This window comes from Cryobacterium sp. Y29, from assembly GCF_002929825.1.
In the GTDB taxonomy this organism is placed as follows: domain Bacteria; phylum Actinomycetota; class Actinomycetes; order Actinomycetales; family Microbacteriaceae; genus Cryobacterium.
Map to the genome: position 1 here is coordinate 1 of NZ_PJJN01000017.1, position 23,123 is coordinate 23,123.

At 60.5% G+C, this 23,123-nt stretch carries 28 protein-coding genes; 11 read left to right on the forward strand and 17 right to left on the reverse strand.

Going from position 1 to position 23,123, the window contains the following annotated elements; genetic code table 11:
- Window positions 1-74: 74 nt before the first annotated feature.
- Window positions 75-236 (reverse strand): DUF6290 family protein, encoded by a 162-nt coding sequence (locus CXY74_RS00495; RefSeq protein WP_104198610.1) that lies wholly within the window; start codon window positions 234-236, stop codon window positions 75-77.
- A 256-nt stretch (window positions 237-492) separates the two neighbouring features.
- On the reverse strand, window positions 493-957 hold the full coding sequence (locus CXY74_RS00500) for a membrane lipoprotein lipid attachment site-containing protein (RefSeq protein WP_104198611.1): 465 nt from the start codon (window positions 955-957) through the stop codon (window positions 493-495).
- 254 nt (window positions 958-1,211) lie between these two features.
- Here CXY74_RS00500 and CXY74_RS00505 point away from each other — a divergent pair, with 254 nt between their 5' ends.
- The 6 genes from CXY74_RS00505 to CXY74_RS17415 all read left to right on the forward strand — a co-directional run bounded on the left by CXY74_RS00505 (window position 1,212) and on the right by CXY74_RS17415 (window position 5,315).
- A complete protein-coding gene (locus CXY74_RS00505; RefSeq protein WP_104198612.1) occupies window positions 1,212-1,772 on the forward strand; it encodes a DUF5067 domain-containing protein in 561 nt (186 codons plus the stop codon).
- Window positions 1,773-2,287: 515 nt separating this feature from the next.
- Complete coding sequence (locus tag CXY74_RS00510) at window positions 2,288-2,506, forward strand: hypothetical protein (RefSeq protein WP_104198613.1); 219 nt, start codon at window positions 2,288-2,290, stop codon at window positions 2,504-2,506.
- A 464-nt stretch (window positions 2,507-2,970) separates the two neighbouring features.
- A complete protein-coding gene (locus CXY74_RS00515; RefSeq protein WP_104198614.1) occupies window positions 2,971-3,321 on the forward strand; it encodes a hypothetical protein in 351 nt (116 codons plus the stop codon).
- The gene (locus tag CXY74_RS00520) at window positions 3,314-3,502 is read left to right on the forward strand and encodes a hypothetical protein (protein ID WP_104198615.1); all 189 of its coding nucleotides are present in this window, start codon (window positions 3,314-3,316) and stop codon (window positions 3,500-3,502) included. The genes CXY74_RS00515 and CXY74_RS00520 overlap by 8 nt, the downstream gene beginning before the upstream one ends.
- Window positions 3,503-3,580: 78 nt before the next feature.
- Window positions 3,581-4,177, forward strand: coding sequence for a hypothetical protein (locus tag CXY74_RS00525; RefSeq protein WP_146069987.1), 597 nt, complete (start codon window positions 3,581-3,583; stop codon window positions 4,175-4,177).
- Window positions 4,178-4,283: 106 nt separating this feature from the next.
- On the forward strand, window positions 4,284-5,315 hold the full coding sequence (locus CXY74_RS17415; protein WP_158252251.1) for a hypothetical protein: 1,032 nt from the start codon (window positions 4,284-4,286) through the stop codon (window positions 5,313-5,315).
- A gap of 83 nt (window positions 5,316-5,398) precedes the next feature.
- Here CXY74_RS17415 and CXY74_RS18335 read toward each other — a convergent pair whose 3' ends face one another.
- Entirely contained in the window at window positions 5,399-5,707 is a 309-nt protein-coding gene (locus CXY74_RS18335; protein ID WP_370446108.1) for a GNAT family N-acetyltransferase, read from the reverse strand.
- 6 nt (window positions 5,708-5,713) lie between these two features.
- The gene (locus tag CXY74_RS17630) at window positions 5,714-5,929 is read right to left on the reverse strand and encodes a hypothetical protein (RefSeq protein WP_199183096.1); all 216 of its coding nucleotides are present in this window, start codon (window positions 5,927-5,929) and stop codon (window positions 5,714-5,716) included.
- 114 nt (window positions 5,930-6,043) lie between these two features.
- Here CXY74_RS17630 and CXY74_RS00540 point away from each other — a divergent pair, with 114 nt between their 5' ends.
- Window positions 6,044-7,270 carry an MFS transporter gene (locus CXY74_RS00540; RefSeq protein WP_104198635.1) on the forward strand — a complete coding sequence of 409 codons (1,227 nt, stop codon included), beginning with the start codon at window positions 6,044-6,046 and terminating at the stop codon, window positions 7,268-7,270.
- 25 nt (window positions 7,271-7,295) lie between these two features.
- Here CXY74_RS00540 and CXY74_RS00545 read toward each other — a convergent pair whose 3' ends face one another.
- The 6 genes from CXY74_RS00545 to CXY74_RS00570 form a co-directional block, all read right to left on the reverse strand.
- Window positions 7,296-7,703: a RidA family protein gene (locus CXY74_RS00545; RefSeq protein WP_104198618.1), complete on the reverse strand. Its 408-nt coding sequence runs from the start codon at window positions 7,701-7,703 to the stop codon at window positions 7,296-7,298.
- Window positions 7,704-8,088: 385 nt separating this feature from the next.
- A complete protein-coding gene (gene katG / locus CXY74_RS00550; RefSeq protein ID WP_104198619.1) occupies window positions 8,089-10,401 on the reverse strand; it encodes a catalase/peroxidase HPI in 2,313 nt (770 codons plus the stop codon).
- Between the two features lie 422 nt (window positions 10,402-10,823).
- The gene (locus CXY74_RS00555; protein WP_255409503.1) at window positions 10,824-11,255 is read right to left on the reverse strand and encodes a GNAT family N-acetyltransferase; all 432 of its coding nucleotides are present in this window, start codon (window positions 11,253-11,255) and stop codon (window positions 10,824-10,826) included.
- Between the two features lie 203 nt (window positions 11,256-11,458).
- A complete protein-coding gene (locus tag CXY74_RS00560; RefSeq protein WP_104198621.1) occupies window positions 11,459-11,989 on the reverse strand; it encodes a GNAT family N-acetyltransferase in 531 nt (176 codons plus the stop codon).
- 156 nt (window positions 11,990-12,145) lie between these two features.
- Complete coding sequence (locus tag CXY74_RS00565; RefSeq protein ID WP_146069988.1) at window positions 12,146-12,694, reverse strand: hypothetical protein; 549 nt, start codon at window positions 12,692-12,694, stop codon at window positions 12,146-12,148.
- 4 nt (window positions 12,695-12,698) lie between these two features.
- Window positions 12,699-13,067 (reverse strand): hypothetical protein, encoded by a 369-nt coding sequence (locus tag CXY74_RS00570; protein ID WP_146069989.1) that lies wholly within the window; start codon window positions 13,065-13,067, stop codon window positions 12,699-12,701.
- Between the two features lie 410 nt (window positions 13,068-13,477).
- Between CXY74_RS00570 and CXY74_RS00575 the strand changes: the two genes are divergently transcribed.
- Window positions 13,478-13,702, forward strand: a complete 225-nt coding sequence (locus CXY74_RS00575; protein ID WP_104198624.1) for a hypothetical protein — start codon at window positions 13,478-13,480, stop codon at window positions 13,700-13,702.
- Window positions 13,703-14,208: 506 nt separating this feature from the next.
- Here CXY74_RS00575 and CXY74_RS00580 read toward each other — a convergent pair.
- The 4 genes from CXY74_RS00580 to CXY74_RS00595 form a co-directional block, all read right to left on the reverse strand.
- Entirely contained in the window at window positions 14,209-14,565 is a 357-nt protein-coding gene (locus tag CXY74_RS00580; protein ID WP_104198625.1) for a hypothetical protein, read from the reverse strand.
- A gap of 258 nt (window positions 14,566-14,823) precedes the next feature.
- Window positions 14,824-15,252 (reverse strand): GntR family transcriptional regulator, encoded by a 429-nt coding sequence (locus CXY74_RS00585; RefSeq protein WP_104198626.1) that lies wholly within the window; start codon window positions 15,250-15,252, stop codon window positions 14,824-14,826.
- A complete protein-coding gene (locus tag CXY74_RS00590; RefSeq protein WP_146069990.1) occupies window positions 15,252-16,166 on the reverse strand; it encodes a hypothetical protein in 915 nt (304 codons plus the stop codon). The genes CXY74_RS00585 and CXY74_RS00590 overlap by 1 nt, the downstream gene beginning before the upstream one ends.
- A gap of 793 nt (window positions 16,167-16,959) precedes the next feature.
- Window positions 16,960-17,508 carry a DUF6578 domain-containing protein gene (locus CXY74_RS00595; protein WP_146069991.1) on the reverse strand — a complete coding sequence of 183 codons (549 nt, stop codon included), beginning with the start codon at window positions 17,506-17,508 and terminating at the stop codon, window positions 16,960-16,962.
- 285 nt (window positions 17,509-17,793) lie between these two features.
- Between CXY74_RS00595 and CXY74_RS00600 the strand changes: the two genes are divergently transcribed.
- The 3 genes from CXY74_RS00600 to CXY74_RS00610 all read left to right on the forward strand — a co-directional run bounded on the left by CXY74_RS00600 (window position 17,794) and on the right by CXY74_RS00610 (window position 20,003).
- Window positions 17,794-18,132, forward strand: a complete 339-nt coding sequence (locus CXY74_RS00600; RefSeq protein WP_104198636.1) for a PadR family transcriptional regulator — start codon at window positions 17,794-17,796, stop codon at window positions 18,130-18,132.
- Window positions 18,129-18,743, forward strand: a complete 615-nt coding sequence (locus CXY74_RS00605) for a hypothetical protein (protein WP_104198629.1) — start codon at window positions 18,129-18,131, stop codon at window positions 18,741-18,743. Before CXY74_RS00600 ends, CXY74_RS00605 begins: the two co-directional genes overlap by 4 nt.
- Window positions 18,744-19,511: 768 nt before the next feature.
- Entirely contained in the window at window positions 19,512-20,003 is a 492-nt protein-coding gene (locus CXY74_RS00610) for a hypothetical protein (RefSeq protein WP_146069992.1), read from the forward strand.
- A 631-nt stretch (window positions 20,004-20,634) separates the two neighbouring features.
- On the opposite strand, the gene CXY74_RS00615 is transcribed toward CXY74_RS00610, so the two are convergent.
- The 3 genes from CXY74_RS00615 to CXY74_RS00625 form a co-directional block, all read right to left on the reverse strand.
- Window positions 20,635-21,246 (reverse strand): hypothetical protein, encoded by a 612-nt coding sequence (locus CXY74_RS00615; protein WP_146069993.1) that lies wholly within the window; start codon window positions 21,244-21,246, stop codon window positions 20,635-20,637.
- A gap of 81 nt (window positions 21,247-21,327) precedes the next feature.
- Complete coding sequence (locus CXY74_RS00620; protein ID WP_104198632.1) at window positions 21,328-21,618, reverse strand: hypothetical protein; 291 nt, start codon at window positions 21,616-21,618, stop codon at window positions 21,328-21,330.
- Window positions 21,619-21,941: 323 nt separating this feature from the next.
- A complete protein-coding gene (locus CXY74_RS00625) occupies window positions 21,942-22,166 on the reverse strand; it encodes a hypothetical protein (RefSeq protein ID WP_233193074.1) in 225 nt (74 codons plus the stop codon).
- Window positions 22,167-23,123 lie beyond the last annotated feature (957 nt).

A 23,123-nucleotide genomic window follows, 5' to 3' on the forward strand; every position in this document is an offset into this window, starting at 1 on the left:
GCGGTCATGCTGATCTCGACTTTCAGTGATCCCTCATTTTAAGAGGGCCCACTGTCCGAGATATCCGCGGCAGGTCAAGCGTCGAGTGATTCATCGGCCGTGAAGGCATCCTCCATTTCGGCTAGGTGCTCGTGAAGCGCTGTGCGAACGTAGAAACTCTTCGAGCGGCCCGTGCGACGTGCGAGCTGATCGAGGCGTTCTTCTTCTTCGTCGGTGAGTCGGATCGAGATAGTCATTTGGTACCTTTCGACACAAATAAGACATGTTTACATTTTCTTTATAGAGCAGGAGTGGATTGGTCTAGTTTTCTTGTTTTATCCGAGATGGTGGTTCAGGCGTGCGCGGACACCGGTGCTAGGAGTAGCGCAACCGGATCGTCGAGCGACATGGCTCCCGGCACGACCCCACAACGGACTGCCCGCAAGAGGAACGGCGGATTCAACCGGTCGTCGCAACGATGGGCTTTTCTGGCTACGCGCCCAAGGGCGACAGCTAGTTCTTATTCATTTCCACGGTCGCAGACTCGCCTTGGATGCTCACCGTGAAGCTGATGAGGCCTTCCTCGTAGGTGAACTCTTTGGTGTCGTCTGTCGACGCCATGATCGCAGTGTCGGTCGCCGCAGCGTTCCGTTGCGAGGTCCAGGTGTGAGGTTCGGTCGCATCGACCGGGGCCTCGAACGTGCCCACCCAGTAGACGGCGGTGATGTCTTCGCTACCGAGCTCCCAGTCGATGCTGGTGACGCCATCGGTGATGGCGGCCGTCATGAAGTCGGCCTCGCTCTGCGAGTTGCTCTGCTTCCAGTCGCCCTCCAGGTCGGGAGCCTTGGGCACTTCCTCGATGGGCTTGGCCTCATCAGCGACAGTAGGGGCGGTACTGGCAGGCGCGGCGTCCGCCGCACCGCAACCGGTCAACGCAAGAGCGGCGACGAGGACGACAGGCGCGATGATCTTCTTCATGGATCCAGCGTGGCAGATCTCTGAAGCAGCCCTCGATGCGTCAGTCGGATCCCGTGTGGGTTTATACGACGATCGTCGAGTTGTACGATCTCGACGTCGAAATCAAGCGTGGATTCCGCGTCCGACCGTGCTCGACCGGCTGTGAGCCCTGCCTCCGAGCGTGGTGGTGACCTGGCGCGCGCACATATATCGGCCCCCGAACACGTCACAGGTAGTGGAGATTTGAGTGAGCGGGCTACGGCAGGATGATAGCTATGAACAAATTCCTCGCCCCCGTTGCTCTATTCGTCATCTTAGTTGCGCTGGGGCTCTCTGGATGCAGCGGCTCCATTACGCCGGATGCGGCTCCCACGACCGGCACTGAGGTCGAGGTTGATGTCCCGGAGGAGGAGGCACCCGCTGGTGATTCCTTCGTAGATGGTGTCCTCACCACCGACGAGGTCAAAATCGCCATTACCGACTACCGGGTAATCCCTGTGGGGGAAGTCGGAAATGAGTACGGTGACGTTCCCGTGCTCGCCATTTGGTACGACACCACGAATCTTGGAACCTCAGACGAGGACATCTCGCCGATGGAGTTCATCTACACGTTCGAGGCGTTCCAAGACAACGACCCCGACCGAGAGAACACGCTGGACGTGGGGTCACTTCCCGATGACGCTTTCCTCGACACGCAGACGGAGAACATCAAGGCGGGCGGCACCCTGTCGAACGCAATCGCTTACGAACTCGACGACACGACCACGCAGGTCGAGCTTGTTGCTGGAGAGATGGTTGGTGACGAGATCGGTCGAATGTCCTTCAACCTGAACTAAGACCTGTTCGAGAGAGCTGATTCTTTGGCGCGCAGGAGCCGGGTACATGTCGCGGTTTCAGGGGCTCTCGATAAACTCGGCGCACTGGGGGTCTATGCGCAGCATCTAGCGTCCGCGCCGTGCACCCTTGTTCTCCTCTAGGCCGACAACGGCTTTCAGGACACGGAGTTCGATCTCGGTAAAGCAATCCAAACGGTCATTCGCGCCGCGACCGCGACCGCGGGCTCGGGAGCTGCCTGGCAACGATCTACCCGGAGGCCAACGTGACGAAGGCAGCAACTTTGCTCCGAGTGGAAAGCGGATGGCGCCCACACCACGCCATATCACTCGGCTACCCGGGAGTTGCCATGACGGGCACGCGAGCGATCCCCACCGGCCGACTATCCGCAGACTTGTTACCCACACCCACCCATAGGACGAACCTCTTGCGGGACAAATGGCGCGTCGGCAAAAAGTGGTCAGTGTGATGTTTTGGTGGGCGTTTCCAGAGCCATTGGAAGCTTCTTGCAGCCCACATGAGGACCGACCTGATCGAGGACGCCCTCGTGATGGCCATGACACTGCGCGGAGACAGGCCGGCGCACGTCATCTTCCATAGCGAACGCGGCACCCAATATACCTCGGCCCAAATCACCGCGTTCGCGATAAAGAATGGCGTCACCCGCTCGATGGGATTGACCGGAATTTGCTGGGACTGTGAGACGATCAACCCATCAGGCTGGGTCGCGGCTTGACCCGTGTTGGGATTCACAGCCGGCCTCATCGCCGGCGTGTCCTTGCGTTGATCTGTCGGCCGCGACCGGGTCTGGTGCCTGAAGTTTCACCTGGCCAAGCCATGTCCCAATAGGGGCCTTTCCGTGGGCGTTCGCTGCCTGCGTGGATCGTCACAGTCCTGACTGACTTCTTCTCGTGGAATTGCTCGTCAACACCCCACGAAAGGCAGCCATGAGATCACCTGTTCTGAAGCACCCCCGAAAGTCGCGGCCAGCGCTTCACGGCGAAGGGGTGATCCTTGGCGTAGACACACACAAGGATGTCCACGTCGCGGCGATCCTAACGATCACGGGAGTTCTTCTAGCGACCCACAGCTTCCCGACGACACGCGATGGCTACGCGGCCACTTTGAAGTGGGCCCACCGGTCCGGGGACGTGAACGCGGCCGGTATCGAATGCACCGGCTCTGACGGTTTTCGCGCTGATGAAGTACCTCCAAACTCAGAACGTGACAGTGTTCGAGGTGAATCAACCAGACCGAGCACTGCGGCGCACAGCCGGGAAAACAGATGCCGTTGACGCCGAAGCCGCGGCCCGGGCAGTCATCGCCGGCCGGTCCTTGGCGACGCCGAAAACCGGTATCGGTGACGCCGAAGACCTCCGCCAAATGCGGTTGGTGAAATCGTCAGCAGTGAAAGCACAAACGACAGCGATCAACCAGCTCACAGGCCTCGTTGTCGGCGCGGAGCCAGCACTGCGCGATCAGCACCACAGCCCTCAGCCGGGCCTGCGCCCTGCTGCTGCCCAGCACCGTCGAACGAATGCTGATGAGTGAACTTGCCACCCGCATCCAGCACCTCACCGAGCAACTCAGCCGCCTGGAAACGGCCATGACACGCACGGTAACAGCCTGCGCGCCCGAGCTCCGGGGCCGCCCAGGCGTCGGCTATGACAGCGCCGTCGCCTTCGAACTGCAATACTCGTCACAGACCGCGGAAGTTCAACTCGCCGCTTGACCCGTGTCCGCTAACCGGGGGGCAAGGCCAGTGTGGGGCTGCGTATTCCCTGAAAGATCAGTAAGCAGAAAGCGATCCTTGACCATGCCCAGAAACTTAATGAAGACCACGTCAGCTGCCCTGCTCGTCCTCGCAACCGTCCTCCTCGCTGGCTGCTCGGCAACCACGAGCACGAACGACGACCCCACCCCCTCCACTGATGGAGTCTCGAACTCCGCAGAAACCTCCACGCCGTCGACTGATAAGAGCGCAGTCAAAATAAGCGAAGAACGATTTGAAGCATCGTTGGCACGCAATCCCAAGGATATCGAGGTTGTTGAGGTCCTGGACCCGCGCACATTTCTCGTCGAGGCCGGCGCATTGTCGGCCAAAGCTAATAACTACGCCGGACAGATCCCAATATCGATCAGTGCAGACCTCGGGATCGTCACCCCCTCTCTGGGCGAGTGCGGTTATGACGAGTCGCTTGCATTCGCGAAGCAGTACTTTGCTGAAGACCCGACAGATATGAAGGTCAAGAACGGTGATTTCACAAGCTTTGCGTACTTTTGGGCTGCGACCGAAGCAGGCCTCGCCTACAGCGACGATAACTACAGTTCGCTCTCGGTACCGAAGATGGACGCCGAAAACGCTAAAGCTGGTCTCTGGGCTCTCTGCCCAGGCTTCGGCGAGTAGCTGGCCACCCGGTTCAACAGCTACACACCTGCTACACGCCAACTCCCAGCCTGACCCAACCACACACTAACCAACCACCCCACACCTCGATAAGGAGATGACGACCATGCCTGACGAAATCACTACGCCCATCGGCACCACCCCTGACGGCGGCCTGACCGCCAGCGCACGCGTCAAAACTCTGCTGTCCAACAAGAAGGTCATCGCCATGCTGGCGGCCAGCGTCGTCCTCGTGGCTGGGGGCATCACCGGAACCGCCATCGGCGTCACAAACTACGCTGCCGCGACGGAGCGCCTGTGTGCTGTCGCTCTCACGGACAGCACCCGTGCCGCCACGAACGCACGCACTGCCATCAGCGCAGCCGACGAGACCCTCGTTGCTGTTGCTGTGCTCGAACTCCCCGACGGTGCCGGAACGAGCACTGACTACGCGGCACACGCGGCTGTCGAAGCCGTCAGCGCTGTCGAAGAAGTCACCGCCGTTGATGCAGTAACTGCTGTTGCAGCTGTCGCCGCTAGCGAGGGTATCGAGGGTGTTGACGCTGTCGACGGGGTCGAAGCCGTTGCTGCGGTGACGGCCAGCGACGAAAAGCCTGCACGTGCCAGCGGCGCCGACCTGATCGGCGACGTTGACGCGGCCAACGCGGCTCTTGTAAAAAGCAAGAGCCCCACCGCAGACACGACCTGCGCCGGCCGTGACCAGGCCGAAGCCATTACAGCTCAGGTCACCACGAGCAAGACCACCACTGCTGCGCTCACCACGAGCGTTGCAACCCTCACGAGCGATTTCGCTGTGTTCCAGACGGACGAAACTGCCCGTATCGCAGCTGAAATCGAAGCTACACGTATTGCTGCCGAAATCGAAGCCGCCCGTGTAGCTGAAGAAGCACGAGTCGCTGAGGCCGCTCGGGTGGCTGAAGCCGCACGTGTCGCAGCAAACGCCGCTGCGGCCCGAAAGGCTGCCAGCTATGGCTCGGGCTCTACAGGTGGTGGATCCACTGGCGGCTCTACTGGTGGCGGCACGTCCAGTGGTGAAGGCGGCTCTACCAGCGGCGGTGGGTTCGGGGGGGATGCAAATGATGCCTCTGATGGCACCGGCTGCCGCACCTGGAACGGCGTAGGTGGCTTTACCTGCTAAGCGCCGTTGTTTCGTGCTCGCCCACAATCACCTCATCCTCCCGCCAGCCGTAACCAGGTCTGTCTGGATCAGATGTGGAACCTTTATCGGGCGCTCTGCGGTTGCTGAGATTCCCAACGAGTTTCACCATCCTTCTTCGATGAGGTCGCGTATAGGGCTTGATTCTGTGCCACCTTCATAGAGGCCTGATGGTTCGGATGAATGTGAGCTGTGAGGCGGTGGACTCCGCTTGATCGCAACCAGGCGACCATCGCCCGAGTGGCCTCAGACGCGATCCCTTGCCCTTGCCATTTCGGTGAAACTACCCAAGCGATATCAGCCACGAGTCGCGACCCATCGTCTTCAACGGTTGCTTGCACGTAACCGACCGGTCCTCCTATGTCCCGCTTAATGACAACTCAGTTCAACCACCACTGCGAACCATCTTCAGAGTGCCCAACTGTTTGTGCGGCATAGCGTTTTTCCAGCAGCTTCAGTGAGGGTATTTCTCCGCCGGTGTAGTCATAGAGCGCACGTTCGGCCAGAACCTTGATCATTGAAGGTGCATGCTCCATCGACAGCGGTTCCAACAAAAGTCGCGCAGTAATGATGGGTTCAGATGCAGGCCAATCCATTCTTTGAGAATGGCACAGTCCTAAGGCCCGGAGACATAAGGTCGCTAAAGCGAACCTTCTGCGGAATTCTTGTGGCGACTCGGCGTCGTGCTTGCCTGCCATAGACTCGTGATCATGTCGCTCGGCCGCCCATTTCGAGTGCTTTGGAGCGCGAACACCGCCTCGAATCTCGCCGATGGAGTCGCCTTTATCTCAATGCCACTCCTGGCAGCATCACTCACCGACGATCCTCGACTAGTTGCAGGTCTTGCGACGACATACGCCCTGGTGCGACTTTTGGTCGCGCTGCCCATCGGTGTCTGGGTTGACAGGATCGATCGGCGCACCCTGCTAGTGAGCGCGAACCTCATCAGAGGACTCGTTGTGGTCGCTCTGGCTGTATCCGTGCAGCTGGAAGTCGGTACGCTTCAACTGCTCTACGGCACGTTTGCCGTCATCGGAACGCTGGAGAGCGCCGCGGACAACGCAGCGGTTTCCCTCATGCCATCGATCGTCCCGCATCAGGACTTGGATCGTGCAAATGGTCGTATCTCCACAGCACAGCTGCTTGCTGACGAGTTCGCTGGCCCACCGCTTGGCGGACTATTATTTGCCGTCGCTGCCGCTGCGCCCATGTTCGCCATGGGCGGGCTCTGGGCTGCGGCTGGATTCATTGCGCTGGCGCTCCCTATCCGACGCGTTGATCCAACGAATGACACCGATCATACGCAGCGTCAGTCGGTTTTTCGTGAGGCCATGCAGGGTGCCCGCTGGCTGGCCAAGAACAAGACCGTCGGTGGGCTCGCACTGATTGGTGCCCTTGCGAGCGTCGGCTACATGCTCCCCTTCTCGATTCTCGTTCTATTCGCTGAGCAGCGACTTAATCTCGGCGGCTTCGGCTACGGGGTAATCCTCTCCCTATCCGCGCTAGGCGGGCTGGTCGGATCATTCACGACCTCGAGGGTACGCGGGCGGATCGGATACCGGTGGACGATTGTCGCGAGTCTGGCGACTGGCGCGGCTTCGCTCTTCGCGCTCTCAATAGCGACGAATGGCGCTGTTGCCGCGGCGCTTCTCGCGATCTATATATTTCACGCCGTGGTGTGGGGTATCTGTGCAACATCGATCAGACAGCGTCTCGTTCCGGACGCTCTCCGAGGACGGGTGAATGCCGCGTCACGCGTACTCGGTCTCGTCGGACTTGCGCTCGGTTCCGGTCTCGGCGGCGTGTTTGCCCTCGTTGATTTGCCGCTACCGATCGCGGTCGGTGGCGCAGTCTTTGTATGCTGCGCGGTACTGGCAGTTTTCGTCATTCCAAACGCGAACGAACGGAGCGATATCGCTGTCACAATCGCCCGCTAGCCGAACCCCCTGCGGGACGGCCTCGTCAGTCGATCACAGCAGCGACGGCTTCGATCTCGACGAGCTGATCCGTATACCCGAGGACGGTGACGCCTATGAGCGTGCTCGGTGCGTCATGCGTTCCAAAGGCCTCGCGAACGACTGCCCAGGTCTTGACGAGGTCGCTCTGGTTAGAGGAGGCGACGAGAACTCGTGTGCTCAGGACATCATCGAGTCGGGCGCCCGCTGCGTGCAGGGCAATAACGAGGTTTTCCATCGCCTTGCTGGCCTGCGCCGAGTAGTCTCCGACTCCTGCGGTGCTGCCATCCGGATTGAGCGGGCAGGCGCCGGCCAGAAAGATGAGGCGCGCCTCAGCGGGAGCTGTTGCGGCGTAGGCATACTGAGCCACATTGGAAAGCTCAGCAGAACGGATCAAGACAACATTTTGGGACATGCCCTCACTGTATGGGAGAGCCAACGCGCGGCTGGCTTGCTCACGAACGCCCGTAAGCCGAGCCTCTACCGGTCACGCGCATTCCTCAGCGGGACATGACCCCGGAAGGCTCAGGCCTTACGAGCCGCCACAGAGAACATCAGCGGCACCCTCTCGCGACCCGAGGCCAAAGCAAATCCGGCCGGCGTCTCTACACTGGGGGCAACGGCTTCCAGGGCATAGCGGCCCGTCCACCCTCGCAGGCCGTCGAGGTGCGAGTGTGGTCGACCACGTGCTGCCCGCGGAGGTTCCTTGGCCGTCCCCAGCCTGATCAATCCGTGCAACGTTCGGCTCGCGGCCTCAAGCGTCTTTCGGTCAAGGCCTCGACGGGACGCGACCTCCGGGGTCAGGCGGCCATCGCCCCGTAACGCTTGTGGCCCTTGACGTCGTAGCGGTCGAGCATCATGACCTTCGACCAGACGCGGATGAATTCGCGGACGAACCGCTCTTGCCCGTCGCTGCCCGCGTAGGCGTCGGCGATCGACCGCAGTTGCGCGTTCGAGCCGAATACCAGGTCATTTCGGGAGGCCCTCCAGCGAGCCTCGCCGGTCGCCTGAACCCGACCAGTGAAGGTCATCGCGGTCTCGTCGTCCTTCGTCCAGATGAGGTCGGTGTCGGTCAGATTCACGAGGAAGTCGGTCGTCAGGGCTCCGACGTGATCCGTGAGCACACCCACGTCGGACTCGTCCCAGTTGCTGCCGAGCACGCGGAGCCCGGCGTGCAGGACGGTCCACTCCGGTGCGGTGAGAGTGAACAGGTTCGCCTTGTCGAGGAATGCCGCCTCGGGCGCGACGCCCGGAGCAAACTCTTCGAAGCGCTCGGACACGAAGTTGCGGAACCCGTCCGCAATGGGTCGCAGCCACTCGAACATCTCGATGTCGGTCAACTCCTGCGTCGTGTCGACACGGCCTGGCGTAAACGGCACGCTGGCGTCACATCCTGCCGCCCGTGCCGCCTGCTCCACGGCGGCGCTGCCGGCGAGGACGATGAGGTCGGCGAGAGACACCTTCCGTCCTCCCGACGTCGCCGTGAAAACCGCCTGCACGTTCCGCAGCGCGTCGATGACTGGGACGGTGCGTCGGTTGACCGCCCAGTCTTTCTGCGGCGACAAGGCCAGGCGGGCACCGTTCGCCCCTCCGCGCTTGTCGCTGTCGCGGTAGGTCGAGGCTGCGGAGAACGCCGTGTAGACGAGGTCGGACACGGACAGCCCGGTCGCGAGGACGGCTTCCTTGAGCGCTGCCACGTCGGCCTCGTCGAGTGAGGATCCTGCTGCGTCCGGGAGCGGGTCCTGCCAGAGCAGGTCGTCGGCGATGGTGACCTCCGGGCCGAGGTACCGGTGCTTCGGCCCCATGTCGCGGTGCGTGAGCTTGTACCAGGCCTTCGAGAACGCGAGGGTGAACAGATCGAAGTCGGCCAGGAAACGCTCGCATATGGCCCGATACTCCGGGTCGACCTTGAGTGCGATGTCCGAGGTCATCATCATGAGCGGGTACATCTGACCGGGTACGTGGGCGTCCGGAGTCTTCGGCGCCTCCGAGTCAGTCGGTGTCCACTGCAGCGCGCCGGCCGGGCTTTTCGTCTGCTCGTAGTCGTACGCGAACAGGTTCTCGAGGTAGGCGTTGTCCCACTGTGTCGGGTTCGGAGTCCAGCTGCCCTCGATGCCGTTGGTCGAAGTGTGCTCGGCACTGCCGGTACCCACCGGGTTGTGCCAACCGAGCCCCATCGACTCGATCGGGGCTTTCTCGGGTGATGGTCCGATGTCGGATGCGGGTACCTGGCCGTGGCTCTTACCGAACGCGTGGCCACCGGCGATCAATGCCACCGTTTCCTCGTCGTTCATCGCCATCCGCGTGAACGTGATGCGAATGTCGCGTGCTGAGCCCAGCGGGTCGCCGTTCGAATAGGGCCCCTCAGGGTTGACGTAGATGAGCGCCTGGTGCGACGCGGCCAGGGGGCTCTGCAAGTCGTAGCCCGCGTCGCCGTTCTGACCATGCCAGCGTTCGTCGCGGCTCACCATCTCGTCAGGGCTCGCGACCGCGAGCGGGTTCCAGACCTCCGGGCCCCACCAGGTGCCGTCGTCCGGTTCCCACGCATCGAGTCGTCCACCACCGAAGCCGTACGTCGGCAGGCCCATCAACTCGAGGGAGCAGTTGCCGGTCAAGACCATCAGGTCGGCCCACGACAGAGCGTTGCCGTACTGGTGCTTGATCGGCTGTAGGAGTCGTCGTGATTTGTCGGTGTTGCCGTTGTCCCACCAGCTTCCGATTGGTGCGAACCGCTGCATCGCGGTGCCCGCTCCGCCACGGCCGTCGGCAATTCGGTACGTGCCGGCGGCATGCCACGCCATTCGGATCATCTGTGGACCGTAGTTGCCGTAGTCCGCCGGCCACCACTCGACCGATGTGGTGAGCAGTCGCTTGATGTCCGACTTGAGCGTCGTGAGGTCGATCGTGGCGAAAGCCGCCGCGTAGTCGAAGTCCGCGCCGAGCGGGTCGGCGTCTACGCCGTTCCGGTGGAGAAGCTCAACCCGGAGACGCTGCGGGTACCAACTGTCCAGGGTCGGCGACTGACCGAAGGTGCCACCGAGGTGGTCGCCACCTGCTGGCAGCGCACCGCTCATGTGGAAACTGCATGTGTTGGTCTGGTCGTCAGTGCCCATTGATGCTCCCTGTGTGCTTTAGCTGGATGAGAAACGGTGTCGTCGGGGTCACAATTTGACGATTAGCCGCCGCATCGCAGCGACGTCAATCTGTGGTGCAGCGATGCTTCGACGCTGCTGTGAGGCGGTGCGTCGCGGGCTGCCGACGTGACGGGAAGCCCGATAGAGAGATCGTATTCCCGCAAGGTGCGCGTGGCCTGCCAAGAAAGTGACTGACTTCTAGACGGCGGTGGTGCGGTGGCCGAGCGCACGACGGCCAAACCAAATAAGGCCCTGCGCCGATTGCTATGGCGCGGGCGGTGCGAAGCCCGGTGAAACCGACGCCGGAGGATGGGGGCTGTCGAGAGCTTGATTTCCGCGAATCGTGTTCCGCTCGCGGTGACCTGGGAGCACCCCCGCCAGAGGCTCCTAGTGGGGAACGGTTATCGGGGCAGCTCATCAGTCAGGTCGAAGTTCATTTGAATACGCCGGCCGTACCCAAGTCCTCGCTGTTGCTCTGCCGCTGACAGATCACGAAGAAAATCAGAATCGGGATCACGCTCGATGAAACCACAGCTCAAGTAGAAGGGCGCATTCCATGGAACGTCCGTGAACGTGCGCAAGGTAACCCGTTTGCATCCGCGCAGTCGTGATTCGCTCTTGACTGCCTCGACGAGCGCGCGCCCAGGCCCGCGGTGTGCCGCCGACGGCATGACCGACAGCTGCTCGAGATGACTGCTGCCAGGGACTTCGAGGACATGGGCAAACCCGATCGGGTCCGATCCCGGATTTTCGCTGGCCACGAGGATGAAGCCACTCTGCAGTGAGGGCGTCGTATAGGAAGGAGCAGGCCGCCAGTCGACTATCGAGAACACTGTCGCGAATAGCGCATCTGCTTCATTCTCGATCGCTTAAAGAAACTCCAGGTCGTCGGCCGTCGCCTGTCGCACAAAAGTCCTCCACATGACTCCGAATGTAGCTTGACGAAGGGTGCCGTCAGCCGGACGGCCAGCGCGACAGATCTGGGGCCAAACCACCCGGCGGCCGCGCGCGCCGCTGCCGTGTCACTTGGGAACCGTTAACGGGCAGTCGACGGTTGGTAGGATTCCCAGCGAACTTCACCATCTTTCTTAGTAAACGTCGCGTGTAGGGCTTGATTTTGTGCCACCTTCATAGAGGCCTGATGGTCCGGATGGATGTGCGCTGTGAGGCGATGGACTCCGTTTGATCGCAACCAGGCGACCATCGCCCGAGTGGCCTCCGATGCGATCCCTCGCCCTTGCCAGTTCGGTGAAATTACCCAAGCGATATCGGCCACGAGTCTCGACCCGTCGTCTTCAACGGTTGCCTGCACGTACCCGACCGGTCTGCCTACGTCTCGCTTAGTCACAACCCAGTTCAACCACCACTGCGAACCATCATCAGAGCGCCCACCGGCTTGCGCGGCAAAGCGTTTTTCCAACAGCTCCAGTGACGGTATTTCTCCGCCAATGTAGTCATAGAGCGAAGGGTCGGCCAGAACCTCGATCATCGCAGGCGCATGCTCCACCGACAGCGGTTCCAACAAAAGTCGCGCAGTAATGATGGGTTCAGATGCAGGCCAATCCATTCCTTGAGAATGGCACAGTCCTGAGGTGCTGCGACATAAGATCGGTACGCCGAACCCTGACCGGGCAGCCAATCCTGAGAAATTGTTCTCGGCCGAGGGATGCTGGTCCAGTTGAGCGCTACGCACGCAGATGGCTCTCACGGTGCCAAGCCTGAGTCAGGCCAATGCGGCCACCTTTTCCCGCACCCATGACGACAACGTGTCAACTGCCACCTCTCGCCCGGACAGTACAACGCCGAGGGCTTCTTTGTATACGACATCACGCACGGGAAGAGGCCGCCCTTTTCCCACCTCAAGCATCGTCAGCCCATTCCTGAAATCGCGCTTATGGCCCTTATAGATCACCCAGCGCGCACCGGGGATAGCGATACTCAAGACTTCACCGAGATACGCCTGGACCTCATCAATCAGAGCAAGTTGCGCTGACGTGAACGGTCGATTCTGCCCTTCAGCAGTCTCTGCCGTCGGTTTCGACGGATCCCACCAGGACGGCAGATCCGTCGTCTCCGTTTCGTGGCTTTCGTTGATGTGAGTCAGAAACCATTCATTCACGGCGTCCAAGCTCACCACGCTGCCGTCGAGTTGTGGTTCGTCGGGTGCGTTCAATCGAGCCCGAAGACGCTCGAGCGCCGGCTCCAAACCGGCGACATACGCGTCGTGCAATTCCTCACGTTTTTCGCGACTAGCGCTCATGGTGTCCCACATAGCCTCAGGCTACCCAAAGGGTGAAAGGGATGCCGAGACAGTTAAGCCGTTCAAGGAGAGCAACGTCCGGTCCGAGGGTGTTGTTGTGACTGATGAAGAAGTGCCATTCGACTGTTTCAATGCCAGTGTTCTTGTCGAGCTTCATGGCGATGTCTCGCTCTGCCTGGCTGGCAGCGCGTCCGACGTCTCGTGCTCGGCCATGCTTGATTTCGATCGCGCGCCCCGTGATCGGATCCAACGGTTTCGGTGGAATTATCGGCATCCTGACATTCGTCGCAAGTGCCTCTTGTATGCTGACGTACATCAGGTCGCGGGCACACACCTCAAGCGGCCCGCAGCCGCCGAGGTACTCTCCGACAGGGAACGGCATCACGCTTTAGCAGCCGCGAAAAAACGGCGACAAGAGCGAGCCTTTACCGGTGCTGTCGCAGCGCGGGGCTGCTGATCAGTGCGATAGTCGCATGGTATTCATCTGACGCAGGTCGCATCATGATGACAGGACACCGCTCGTGACAATCAGTCCTGCCGCGAGGATCAGGGCGATAATGCCGCCAATCGGAACGTAAAGCGCGCTGAATCACTTCGTGGTCCCTGGCACTTGTCCCACCGAGGTGAACGGTTCAGTTTGAGCTGAACCGATGAGAAATCGATGCGCCCGTGAGACGAACCCTTTACGGGACGTCAAATCTACGTGGTGGACGTGAAACTGCTTCTGTGAGCGCAGCGTTAGGTCTGTGATCCACAGGAATTCGATGATCCGAGGTTACGGGGGCGTATTGCGACATGATTAAATCGCGGCGCTGGATTGCGTCATCCTGGCCACCGCAGATCGGATTCGCAAGCGGCGGTATCGGCGGCATCGATGCGCAGGCATCCGCCGTCGATCAGTGTGCGTTCCCCGAGAGGTTGGTCGAGTTGGACAATTACAGGGACGGCATCATTACCTTGGCAATCGGCCGCGTCGCCGCCGAAAGGCGCAACGTCAATCCGGATCGTGATTTGCTCTGACTTGTATGTCACGACAGGGGCTAGGGTTTCGCCGGTAATACCGGAAGAGCAGCTAAGTCGGGTAACGACGACCTCGATACTCGTGCTGTCCCGGCCCAGATCAGTGGGATTACTAATTCGCCAGGTCGCGGTCTCACCAGACTGGACACCATCTGGCTCGCCTATACCGTTCCCATTTTCGGGCCCGGTCTGCTGACACCCAGCCAAAAGTATCGCGACAGCGATCGCTGCGACTACGTGAGCCGCAGTGCATTTCTGCTTCATTCCCTCATGATCCACCGACCCCGCCTGACAGCGCCCTATCATTCGTGTATTGATACACGAATGTAATCGAAGGCATTCGCTGTTACGCCCTGGATGTCGAACACGGCAACCCATGCAGTCGTGCCTGACAACACCAATTCAATCGCACGCGACAACGGCGGGCAAGAATGTCATACGTCCGCACGTTCATCGCGCTGACTTCATAAAATGGAAGGGCCTCACTCAGCCCGTAAGCCGAACCCTCAGCGAGACGGTTCGTGTCCACCAGGCAAGTCGAGTACACGGCTGCGTGATTGGATCGATCGCACCCAGGCGACGATAGACAGCACGGTCAGCGCCACCAATGCTGTCAGGCTCCCGATGCCAAGCCCGGTGGCGAAAAAGCCGGGCGAGACCACAAACTTCGATCCGGTTGCATCGAAATAGCGACATTCCAGTCCTACAGGCCAGACAGAAAAGGTGCCAGAAGCGCCGCGCTCACGCACACCACCATCCGGTATTTGTGGGGAAATGGCGCACTGATAGTCCGGGACTCCTGCCTGATAGGCGGCAGCGGCAACGGGGATGCCACAAAGCAAGGCGACGGCGATGAGGATCACCGTCAGTCCAGTTTGGAAGCTTCGTTTCAAACCTGATCGAACCACACCTGTGCAGCTACGTTGGCCGAGATCAATTTCAACACGTTTCCGGTGCACGGACGCTGTGCGACAGCCGAACTGCTGCAGGGCCCTGGGGCAAGTCGCTCAGGCGGGCCCGCAAGGGGAACGCGCGGCGGGGTGAGACGGTCGGTGTTCTTGTTCGCCTGAGTGTTCCTGGGGCCGTGGGCGGATTCAACCGATCGCGACTTCCGGGGTTACCTATCGCCCGGTATCGGGGGTAACCTCAAGGCGCACAGGAGTCGGGCGGGAATCTGTTGTCGCGCTCAAGCCTGAGTTCTGCACGGCGGCAGTGATGTAGGAAATGGCATCATGGCTTGTAACCCCCAACTTTCTCATCAGGCCGGCGTAGTCGTGAGCGGCTTGGACCGCGTGATGGGCCACCGTGTCTATATCGGCTTTAACAAACGTGCCGGCTCGGCCTCTGGTCTGCAGCAACTCGCCTTCTTCAAGTTCTTTGTAAGCACGAGCAACTGTGTTCGGTGCCAACCGAAGGTCCGCAGCAAGTGCCCGCACGGTTGGTAGACGCGTTCCGGGGACGAGAACGCCAGTATTAATCATGGAGATTATCTGGAGCCGTAGTTGCTCGAACGGCGGTGTCGGGGAATCTGTATCAATTCGGAGGATCATTAGGCGCCTACGCCGACCAGATCAGGGTACCGACGACGGAGAATGTGCTGCTGAGGGCGGGACAGCAAAGACTCCACCACAACCGCGATGATCACGAACGTGCCCACCAGATTGAAGCCCGCAGCGGACGCGATAAACGGAGGATTCATAGGGTTCATGGCCCGCACAACCTCCTGAACAGCAAAGAAAACTCCAAACGTTCCCAAAAGAAACGCAGCGGTGGCCAGGTCACGGACCGCTGAGGAGCGCAGCAGGTCGTCCCACACCAAACTCAATTCTGATCCCTGTCTCTGACGCACTCGCAATATCAGTCTGCCCCCAACCTCGAATCCGATCAGCGCCACAACGGCGAGAAAGGTTACCGTCGCTGCGACGCTGAACATCTCAGGAAAGACCTGCCCTAAAACGTCCGTCCTGATCCAAGGCATTGCCATTTCAACGGTGAGGGCGACAACGGACAATCCCACCATTGTTCGGGCGGCACCCCGTTCCCAACAGGGGATATAGTCGCCGAGAAGTCTGAGCCGAGCGTGGGCAACATGGTCGGTCCCGACTAATTTCTTCGCCTCTCCGGAGATTGACGCCACGGCACGACCGACTGAGGCCGCGACGGCGTAGGCCCCGATGAGAAAAAGAGGTGCTGGCCCTCCGCGATCAGCACCCACCAACCATACGAACAAAGTTGCCAAGACCGTGCCGACGATGCCACCTATCGCGATGCCGACGACACGTCGACCTTGTGCAGTGTTGACCGCCTGTTCGGCTCCCTCATCAACGGGGAGGCCCATCGAAGAAACGAGTCGCCTAACTGCCACTTGTCGAGGACCAGTAAGTCTTGCGCACGCAAGGACGGCAATCGAGAGAGCGATGAGAACACCGGACACCAGCCACGTTGATTGGGTCACGTTTTCCATGAGGTCAGTCAGTAGTTCCACGATGCACGCTCCTTTGTGTGTTTACTATTGTCTCATGCAGATAATACAATCGGCAAGACACAACTAGTCAGTGTCGCCCGCATCCAAAAACCGGTTGAAGGAAACACGACGTCCGGCCACGACCGCGGCCGCACGAACTAGGACCTCGAACTCGCCCGCCGCTCCGCCGCCTGCCGATCCAACTCCCCCACACCGAAGTCGTACCTGCTTAACGCAGCAGCCGCCTAGGCCGACTACGCCGATCTCAGTATCTGAGCAGTGTCCGCCGTCACCCGGCGCATCGGCCGTTACACGATGACATCCCCGCCAGCTCCCCCACGACGCGGGTCGTAACTTCGGACATGCGCCTGAAACGCGATCGCCCGACATGGCAGACGATCTGACCCGGAGATCCGCCGTCTCCTGGAAACGCTCCGCAGCCGACGTGATCGCAGAAGTCCTCAACCTGGTGAGGGGGATGACGCCGCGAAACCCGATTCCTTTCCGTAGGAACAATATGCCGAGGTCGCACAGCTGAGGGGAATCTCGGTTGACACGGAGGCACTGTGCGACTTTCCGCACACAGTGCTGCTGTCGGATGAGCTCGCCGCGATCTACGAATTCTGATCGACGACGGCCTGTACTGCGACAGTTCTCGCGATCCTGACATCTGGCGTCCCACAGGCCGGACGGCCAGCGCGACAGATCTGGGGCCAAACCACCCGGCGGCCGCGCGCGCCGCTGCCGTGTCACTTGGGAACCCCGACCGAGACACGAGAAAGCGCCGTAACGACTACTCACGCAGGCGGACTATCCAGCCGACGACCTTTCCGTGACGACCGCACGACTGGCGAAAGCTCAGAACACTGTGCTGCATGGCGCCCCCTGTTTCCGGCACCAGAACACCACGTTCCTCTGGATCCTTCGACGGGTGGTAGCGAACCGAGATCTGATCAATTCGGGCAACGCGACCGGACAGCTGCGTCCGATCCGACCGGTCGAAAGGGTCGCGGACGGCGTCGGCATAGGTGTCGAGCTGCAAGGGGATCGTGCGGCGGCCGGCGAAGAGGCGGGAAACCCAGTTCTGGTCCATGGGCACCAGCGACCAGTCGACGTGTTGGTCAAGTGCAACGTCCAAACTGTCCTCGGCAACCTGCCATTCTGTGAACCACACGTCGGTATCGAGGGGTTCCTGGCTCGGGACGATGTCCTCCGGCTCGGCCGCCTCCACGTTCACCCGATCGATTGGCTCGTAGGTGCCGACGTAGCGCACCCGAACACCGATATCGCGCTTGCACTCTTTATTCGAAACAGGCGTTAGCCGGCCTCCAAGATCCTTCATGGCACCAGACTAGGAACCCCCTTGCCACATTGCAATCTGCCGGGCCATCCCCTCACTAACCTCAGAACATTTCAGAAAAAAGGGCCCGCAAGCGGAACCCACTACGGGACGCTGATGCCCGCCGATCGATTTAGGCGTGGCACGAGTGCACAAACCGGCACGGCTACCACTGGCCACCTCGGTGCGGTCAGTCTCGCCACGCAGCGCCGAGGTGTCGGGCGAAAAATTTCGCAGTGTACGGGCGTCGCTTGCTGATGCCTTGCATTGCCCGGTATGTTGCTATGCATGGGTATAGCCGAAGATAAAGTCCTCACAAACCTCCGTAAGGGTGTCTTAGAATTCTGCCTGCTCGCGCTGCTGCGCGACGGCGAATGGTATGGCCTGGACATCGCCCGGCGCCTCAGTGAGCAAGGACTCCTCGCCGGCGAAGGTACCGTCTACCCGCTCTTATCCAGACTGCGCCGATCGGGCTTAGTCACGACGGAATGGAGCGAATCCGACGTCGGTCGCCCTCGACGGTATTACACGCTCACCGATCTCGGCCGCGAAAATTTGCGGGCCTTTTCGGAGGTGTGGGGTCCGTTTCGACGCACGGTTGACACCATTTTGGAGACAAAGCCATGAACTTGAACACCAACCCACCTTCGAAACAAGAGACCCGCTACCTGGCGCAGCTCGCCGCAGAACTGACGAGTGTGCCCAAGCAATATCGTGCCGACGTCCTCGACGGCATCCAAACTCACATCCACGACGCTCTCGAACGTGCGGACTCGGACCTAGGCACGATCCTTCACCAGCTCGGCACGCCGTCCATCGTGGCAGCCCAGGCCATGCAAGACCTGGTCGAGGAGTCGGATCTTGCCGGACCTCCACTGGTCTCACACCGCAATCGAAGACTGCAGATATGGGCCTTCGCCCTCGCCCTGCTCGTGGTCCTTATGGAGATCTTTCTGTCACCTCCGGACCTGACTGTGAAGATCCTGCCGTCCGTCTTACCTCCGCTGGCACTCACGCTCATCCCGCTTCTCACGAGGGGGCCAAACCGGCACCGGGTATCAGCTATCTGCACTGTCTTACTGACGGTATTTCTGCTCACCGCACTGATCTTGAGTTTCACATTGAGCGCCTTCGCGTACCCCGTAACGCTCCTCCTCATCCCGACGCAGACGATGGTCTTCATTTACATCCCGATGCTCGCATTGGCGGTGATCCCACTCATCGGTCGCCGCCAGTAGTCTGCGGGCGTCGAACGTCATCCCGCAGGACGCCAGGCTCCATTCCCGCGAGGGGAACGCCCTATGGAACATTGGTTGAAAGCTGTCAACGGGAAGACAATTCCGCCCTATGGGACTAGCGTTTGCGACATTTCTATCGCTTTGCGCCATCCCCAGACCTTATGTCGGGCTCCTATGTGATTGTCCCGATAATTTGAATCCAATCCCGACGGCAAAGCGTCAGAATGCCCCACAACCTTGAGCCGCCCTTCAGTGAAAATATCGGTGTGTGTCAGGCCTTGCTCGATGACGGCCATGCCGACAACCTCGGCTGAGGTTGGAGGGTAGCCGCCAACCCAAGGCAGGACGCCGACGACGAGGCTCGTCCTTGAGCCCGGGCCAGACTCCTTCAAATCTGTCACCTGAAGACATCCCCAGCGCCCATCTTCTCGACGAACTTCAAGAAGGTCGCCGATTCGCAGGTTGACGGTGGACTTGGGACGGAACGGAAATGAAGGCGGCCGAGGCATGTCCACAACATATCGTCCCAACTGGTTCGATGGTGGACGCCCGCAAAGGGGACGTCCAGCGGGCGCGTTGAAACGTGATTCCGCTCAAGTCGATTGGCGGGGCGAGTTGCCCGTAAGCGGAACCCGATGCGGGACGCTCCATCGCGGTGTCTCCAAGGGCAGCGCGCCGCCCAAAGCCCCCCGCTTTCCGACCAGAATTGGGGCAGAGACTTCAGGTGGCCGGCGCGATATCGTCGACCCAACGATCAGGGGAGGCGCGATGGCGGTATCCGGATGGAGCCGACGGATATTGTGGGTGGGGCTGCTTGTGGCGTGGTCGGCGCTCATCGTGATCGGAGTTGCCCTTATGTACACAGGCCTGGACAAGACCGGGTACTTCGAGCCCACTACTGAGGCAATCTTGTCGGACCGTGTGGGGAAGCGCCAGATCTATGCCGCCTCGGCTGCGCTCCTCGTAGCCGCCGGCTGGGCTCGGATGATGCGCACTCCCATCTGGGCCTGCATCCTCGTGACCAGCCCCGCCGTTTTGGTTGGCGGCCTGACGCTAGTGTTCGACAATTCTCTGTTCCCGCATCTTGCCGCTTTGGTGACGTTTCCAGTGGCCGTCGCTGGCCTCGTTTGTGGTCTGATCCTTGCCAGGCCTCTGGCTCGCGCGGTCTCCGCGGGTTCTAGCGCGTCGGTTGAGCCGGCGCCGCCGTCGGCGAGTGCTGAGGAATATCCATCTGAACACGGCAGCATCGATCGCAGCTAGGACGAAAAACCCCAAGTAGTACAGGGCCGCACTCATGGACAGCGCTCCGACGGCAAATCCTCCAGCCCCTGACCCTTGCGAAGACCCCAGAGAACCGACGACATAGTACGCAGTAGATAGCGGCAGCGTTAGCACGACGAGGACCAAAACCAGCCCTTCGGATGCTCCCGTCCCAGCGCCCAGCTCCAGGGCACGCATCACGGATACCGCTGCAACGAGCCCGGCAACTGCGACCAAGTAAGCGCCCATCGATGCCACGGCCCACGAGGGCAGGCGGCGGTTCCCTGTCGGTGTTACGCGGCCAGTCGTCATTTTCGAAAGCTACAGGCCGTGCCCTCCTTGGGCAAGCACCCATCTCAATCGTGCCCTCCGTGTGCACCAAATTGTCGGAAATTTTCACAAGTGTCAGATGGGGGACCTTGAACGACACAGATCTGGGCCAAGTCGCAGATTCAAGGCTGGGCTCGCGCCTCGTTTCACAAGGGAACCCTTAGTAGGAGGGGATTCTGGCAAAATGTCTGGTTCAGCCCGAATGCCGGCGCAAGTCGCGGCAACCCGCGTTGCGCTTCATTGATCTGCTCGACGACTTTGGTCACCTCAACGCCAGAGCTTTGAGGTCTCCCGGAGTACTTCAGCGTGGGGAGGCCATCTTGACTTCGGCAAAGTCGAAGTCGCGGGGACTTGCCTTTGCGAGCAGTTCGGCAAGTTCCCTGCGGACGAGGACCTCACGAAAGTTGTTCCAGCCGTCCCCGAACCACTCAGGGCTCGCCGCGATGTCGACATCGCCGAGGGGCGGCTCGATGCGAAACGGAGGGAGGAGGGCCACCGGGACCGGCATCCATCTCCACCGGTTGCAGCCTGGGCACCGAGCCCCGGCCGAGCCGTGGCGCGCAATCGCCGCGGTACGAAGCCCGTCAGCGTCGAACCACTGGGTGCCGACGGTCGGAATCACGATTTGCTGCGCACTGCCCGGCGAGAATCCGCGCCATTCCAGCGGCCGGAGGTCAAGCGTGAAGCGTGCGGCGGCCTCGTCAGCGAGCGACTGCTCGAGGCAGATGAGGTCGTACTGCCAGTAGGGCACCCATCCGCCCGAGATCGTGGCCATACCCGTGCGCTTGAGGGTGAGCGAGCCTTGCTGTTCGCGCAGGGGCATCCCGCAGTCGCGACACCACCCGTCTTCACCGAACATCGGGCCCAGGCCGTATGACGAGTCTGGCCACGGCCACCCACGGTTGCGCTTCATTCCTAGCGAGACGAACTCGTTNTGACGAGTCTGGCCACGGCCACCCACGGTTGCGCTTCATTCCTAGCGAGACGAACTCGTTCAACCCGGCCCCAATTCGTTGAGAATCTCTGCGTGATCAGCATAGATGCTGCGTGCAGCATCTTTGATCTGCCCCTTGGTCACATCCAACGTTCCGCTAGCGAGGGGAATCGCCTCGCGCCACGCGTTGGCGGACGCCGTGTGCTCATTCCTGGTGAGAACAAGGGTCGGCCAGTCGTTTACGGTCCCGCCCATCTGGTACATGAACCGCTGCTCGATCAAATGATCCTGCCGCGGTGCCGGGAGGGCAGGCTCTTCGGCCGAACGGTCATCATCTTCGATTTGTGCCATACCTCGATACCCACGGCGGCCGCAGGCGTCTCGTAAGCCGGACGGCGAGCAGGACACGCGAACAGTCGATCCGCAAGGGGAACGGTCAGCGGGAACGTACTGTCGGCGTGCCTGTCGAGCCCTCGCGCAATTGTCCAACAGGCCGTTGGACAAATGTCCCACAAGCTGGGGGACATTCCGCAGGCTGAAGTTTTGTGACCGTCAAAAGCCGAACCTCTTACGGGGGACGCTTGTGGGCCGTGGCCGGCGAATCGATACTGCCCCGGATTTACGAGCCAGGAATGCTGTCAAGCACCCTGTTGGTCTGGTCCCACGAGCTAGATCTAGTCGAACCGTCCGATTTCGGCGGGGACGCCGACATTCGGTTTACTTCCGAGCAAGCGGATGAGCCCGGTAGTTCGCGGAGATTCGAAGGAGGTCATCGGTTCGTCGTCCGTCTCAGCAAACAGTTCGAAACGACGCCCACGCGATTGCTCCTCGACCCATCGGAGCACCTCCTCGACGTCTCCGACGTCAGTGAGGACATAGGCGTCCAAGTTCCACGCCATCCTCGGTGACTGTCGCTGCCAGAAGTTCACGCGATAGGTAGGAAACTCAACTGAAATCCGTGGTTCCGCATGAACTGTTTCCGTTGGGCGCATGCCCATCACCGTACTGGTGTGAGTCGGAGATCCGTTGAATTGTGTGGCCCCGGATAGGGAACCTTGTACGGGACGGCCTTATCGCGCTTCAAAGGAGCAGATCACAAAAGTGCACGTCGCAGTCGTCCTTGCGATTCGAATACCTGATGAAGTTCTAGATTCCGAGACAGCAGCATTCGGAGCGGGGCCCTTGGACTGACTTGGTTCGAATAGTTAGGCTTGGACAAACAGGGATGGGGATGAACTGGGATGCACGTAATTGGCTTGGGCGTTTCGTGCTCATTAGACCAAACGTCTGAGGGCTCGCTCTCTTTTTCGCTTCAAGAATTTGCGTGCCTTGACGATTCCTCGCAAGTTGCCTTTCGGAGTGATCGCGGGTTTGGAATAAGCTACCGCCCTGAGGGCCGTCAGGGGCAGTTGATGGAATCCGAGCTGCAGTACCACGTCTCGATGGCCTTGCTGCCCGATGAAGGAATCGTAGAGGATGCTGGAGAGCGGCTTCCCTGGCATGAATATTGTGAACTTCTGGAACGAATCGGGATAAGCGCATCGATCGAGATCTTGAAGAGTAGCCCCTATGTTTTGCTTTTCTCTCCCGAAGTGCGGCGACTACTTGACGACGAGTAGTCGCGGGGACGATCGTCCGGTCAGAAGGACACAATCCGGAAAGCAACCACGAGCGTTCCAATGATGAGCGGTGACTGACGACCGCCCTCGCGTCATCCGGCTGCTCAAAACTGCTCCGTGGACGCGCGCCCGCCATGAGGAACCCTGAGCGGGCACAAATTCCTGAGGGATCTTGGTAGGGCCAACCCGGCCTTCATCAGGGGCGTTGGAGCTCGAGAATCGGAGGCATGCCGGAGA

Bases quoted from the DNA above. Each gene is read 5' to 3' on its own strand.
- CXY74_RS00540 (WP_104198635.1), top strand. From the start codon at position 6,044: ATGTCGCTCGGCCGCCCATTTCGAGTGCTTTGGAGCGCGAACACCGCC.
- CXY74_RS00510 (WP_104198613.1), top strand. From the start codon at position 2,288: ATGAGGACCGACCTGATCGAGGACGCCCTCGTGATGGCCATGACACTG.
- CXY74_RS00575 (WP_104198624.1), top strand. From the start codon at position 13,478: ATGATTAAATCGCGGCGCTGGATTGCGTCATCCTGGCCACCGCAGATC.
- CXY74_RS00600 (WP_104198636.1), top strand. From the start codon at position 17,794: ATGGGTATAGCCGAAGATAAAGTCCTCACAAACCTCCGTAAGGGTGTC.
- CXY74_RS00515 (WP_104198614.1), top strand. From the start codon at position 2,971: ATGAAGTACCTCCAAACTCAGAACGTGACAGTGTTCGAGGTGAATCAA.
- CXY74_RS00560 (WP_104198621.1), bottom strand. From the start codon at position 11,989: ATGGATTGGCCTGCATCTGAACCCATCATTACTGCGCGACTTTTGTTG.
- CXY74_RS00505 (WP_104198612.1), top strand. From the start codon at position 1,212: ATGAACAAATTCCTCGCCCCCGTTGCTCTATTCGTCATCTTAGTTGCG.
- CXY74_RS00620 (WP_104198632.1), bottom strand. From the start codon at position 21,618: ATGGCACAAATCGAAGATGATGACCGTTCGGCCGAAGAGCCTGCCCTC.
- CXY74_RS00565 (WP_146069988.1), bottom strand. From the start codon at position 12,694: ATGTGGGACACCATGAGCGCTAGTCGCGAAAAACGTGAGGAATTGCAC.
- CXY74_RS17415 (WP_158252251.1), top strand. From the start codon at position 4,284: ATGCCTGACGAAATCACTACGCCCATCGGCACCACCCCTGACGGCGGC.
- CXY74_RS00495 (WP_104198610.1), bottom strand. From the start codon at position 236: ATGACTATCTCGATCCGACTCACCGACGAAGAAGAAGAACGCCTCGAT.
- CXY74_RS00595 (WP_146069991.1), bottom strand. From the start codon at position 17,508: ATGAAGGATCTTGGAGGCCGGCTAACGCCTGTTTCGAATAAAGAGTGC.
- CXY74_RS00625 (WP_233193074.1), bottom strand. From the start codon at position 22,166: ATGGCGTGGAACTTGGACGCCTATGTCCTCACTGACGTCGGAGACGTC.
- CXY74_RS00610 (WP_146069992.1), top strand. From the start codon at position 19,512: ATGGCGGTATCCGGATGGAGCCGACGGATATTGTGGGTGGGGCTGCTT.
- CXY74_RS00605 (WP_104198629.1), top strand. From the start codon at position 18,129: ATGAACTTGAACACCAACCCACCTTCGAAACAAGAGACCCGCTACCTG.
- CXY74_RS17630 (WP_199183096.1), bottom strand. From the start codon at position 5,929: ATGGATTGGCCTGCATCTGAACCCATCATTACTGCGCGACTTTTGTTG.
- katG (WP_104198619.1), bottom strand. From the start codon at position 10,401: ATGGGCACTGACGACCAGACCAACACATGCAGTTTCCACATGAGCGGT.
- CXY74_RS00545 (WP_104198618.1), bottom strand. From the start codon at position 7,703: ATGTCCCAAAATGTTGTCTTGATCCGTTCTGCTGAGCTTTCCAATGTG.
- CXY74_RS00520 (WP_104198615.1), top strand. From the start codon at position 3,314: ATGAGTGAACTTGCCACCCGCATCCAGCACCTCACCGAGCAACTCAGC.
- CXY74_RS00590 (WP_146069990.1), bottom strand. From the start codon at position 16,166: ATGGAAAACGTGACCCAATCAACGTGGCTGGTGTCCGGTGTTCTCATC.
- CXY74_RS00615 (WP_146069993.1), bottom strand. From the start codon at position 21,246: ATGAAGCGCAACCGTGGGTGGCCGTGGCCAGACTCGTCATACGGCCTG.
- CXY74_RS00500 (WP_104198611.1), bottom strand. From the start codon at position 957: ATGAAGAAGATCATCGCGCCTGTCGTCCTCGTCGCCGCTCTTGCGTTG.
- CXY74_RS00585 (WP_104198626.1), bottom strand. From the start codon at position 15,252: ATGATCCTCCGAATTGATACAGATTCCCCGACACCGCCGTTCGAGCAA.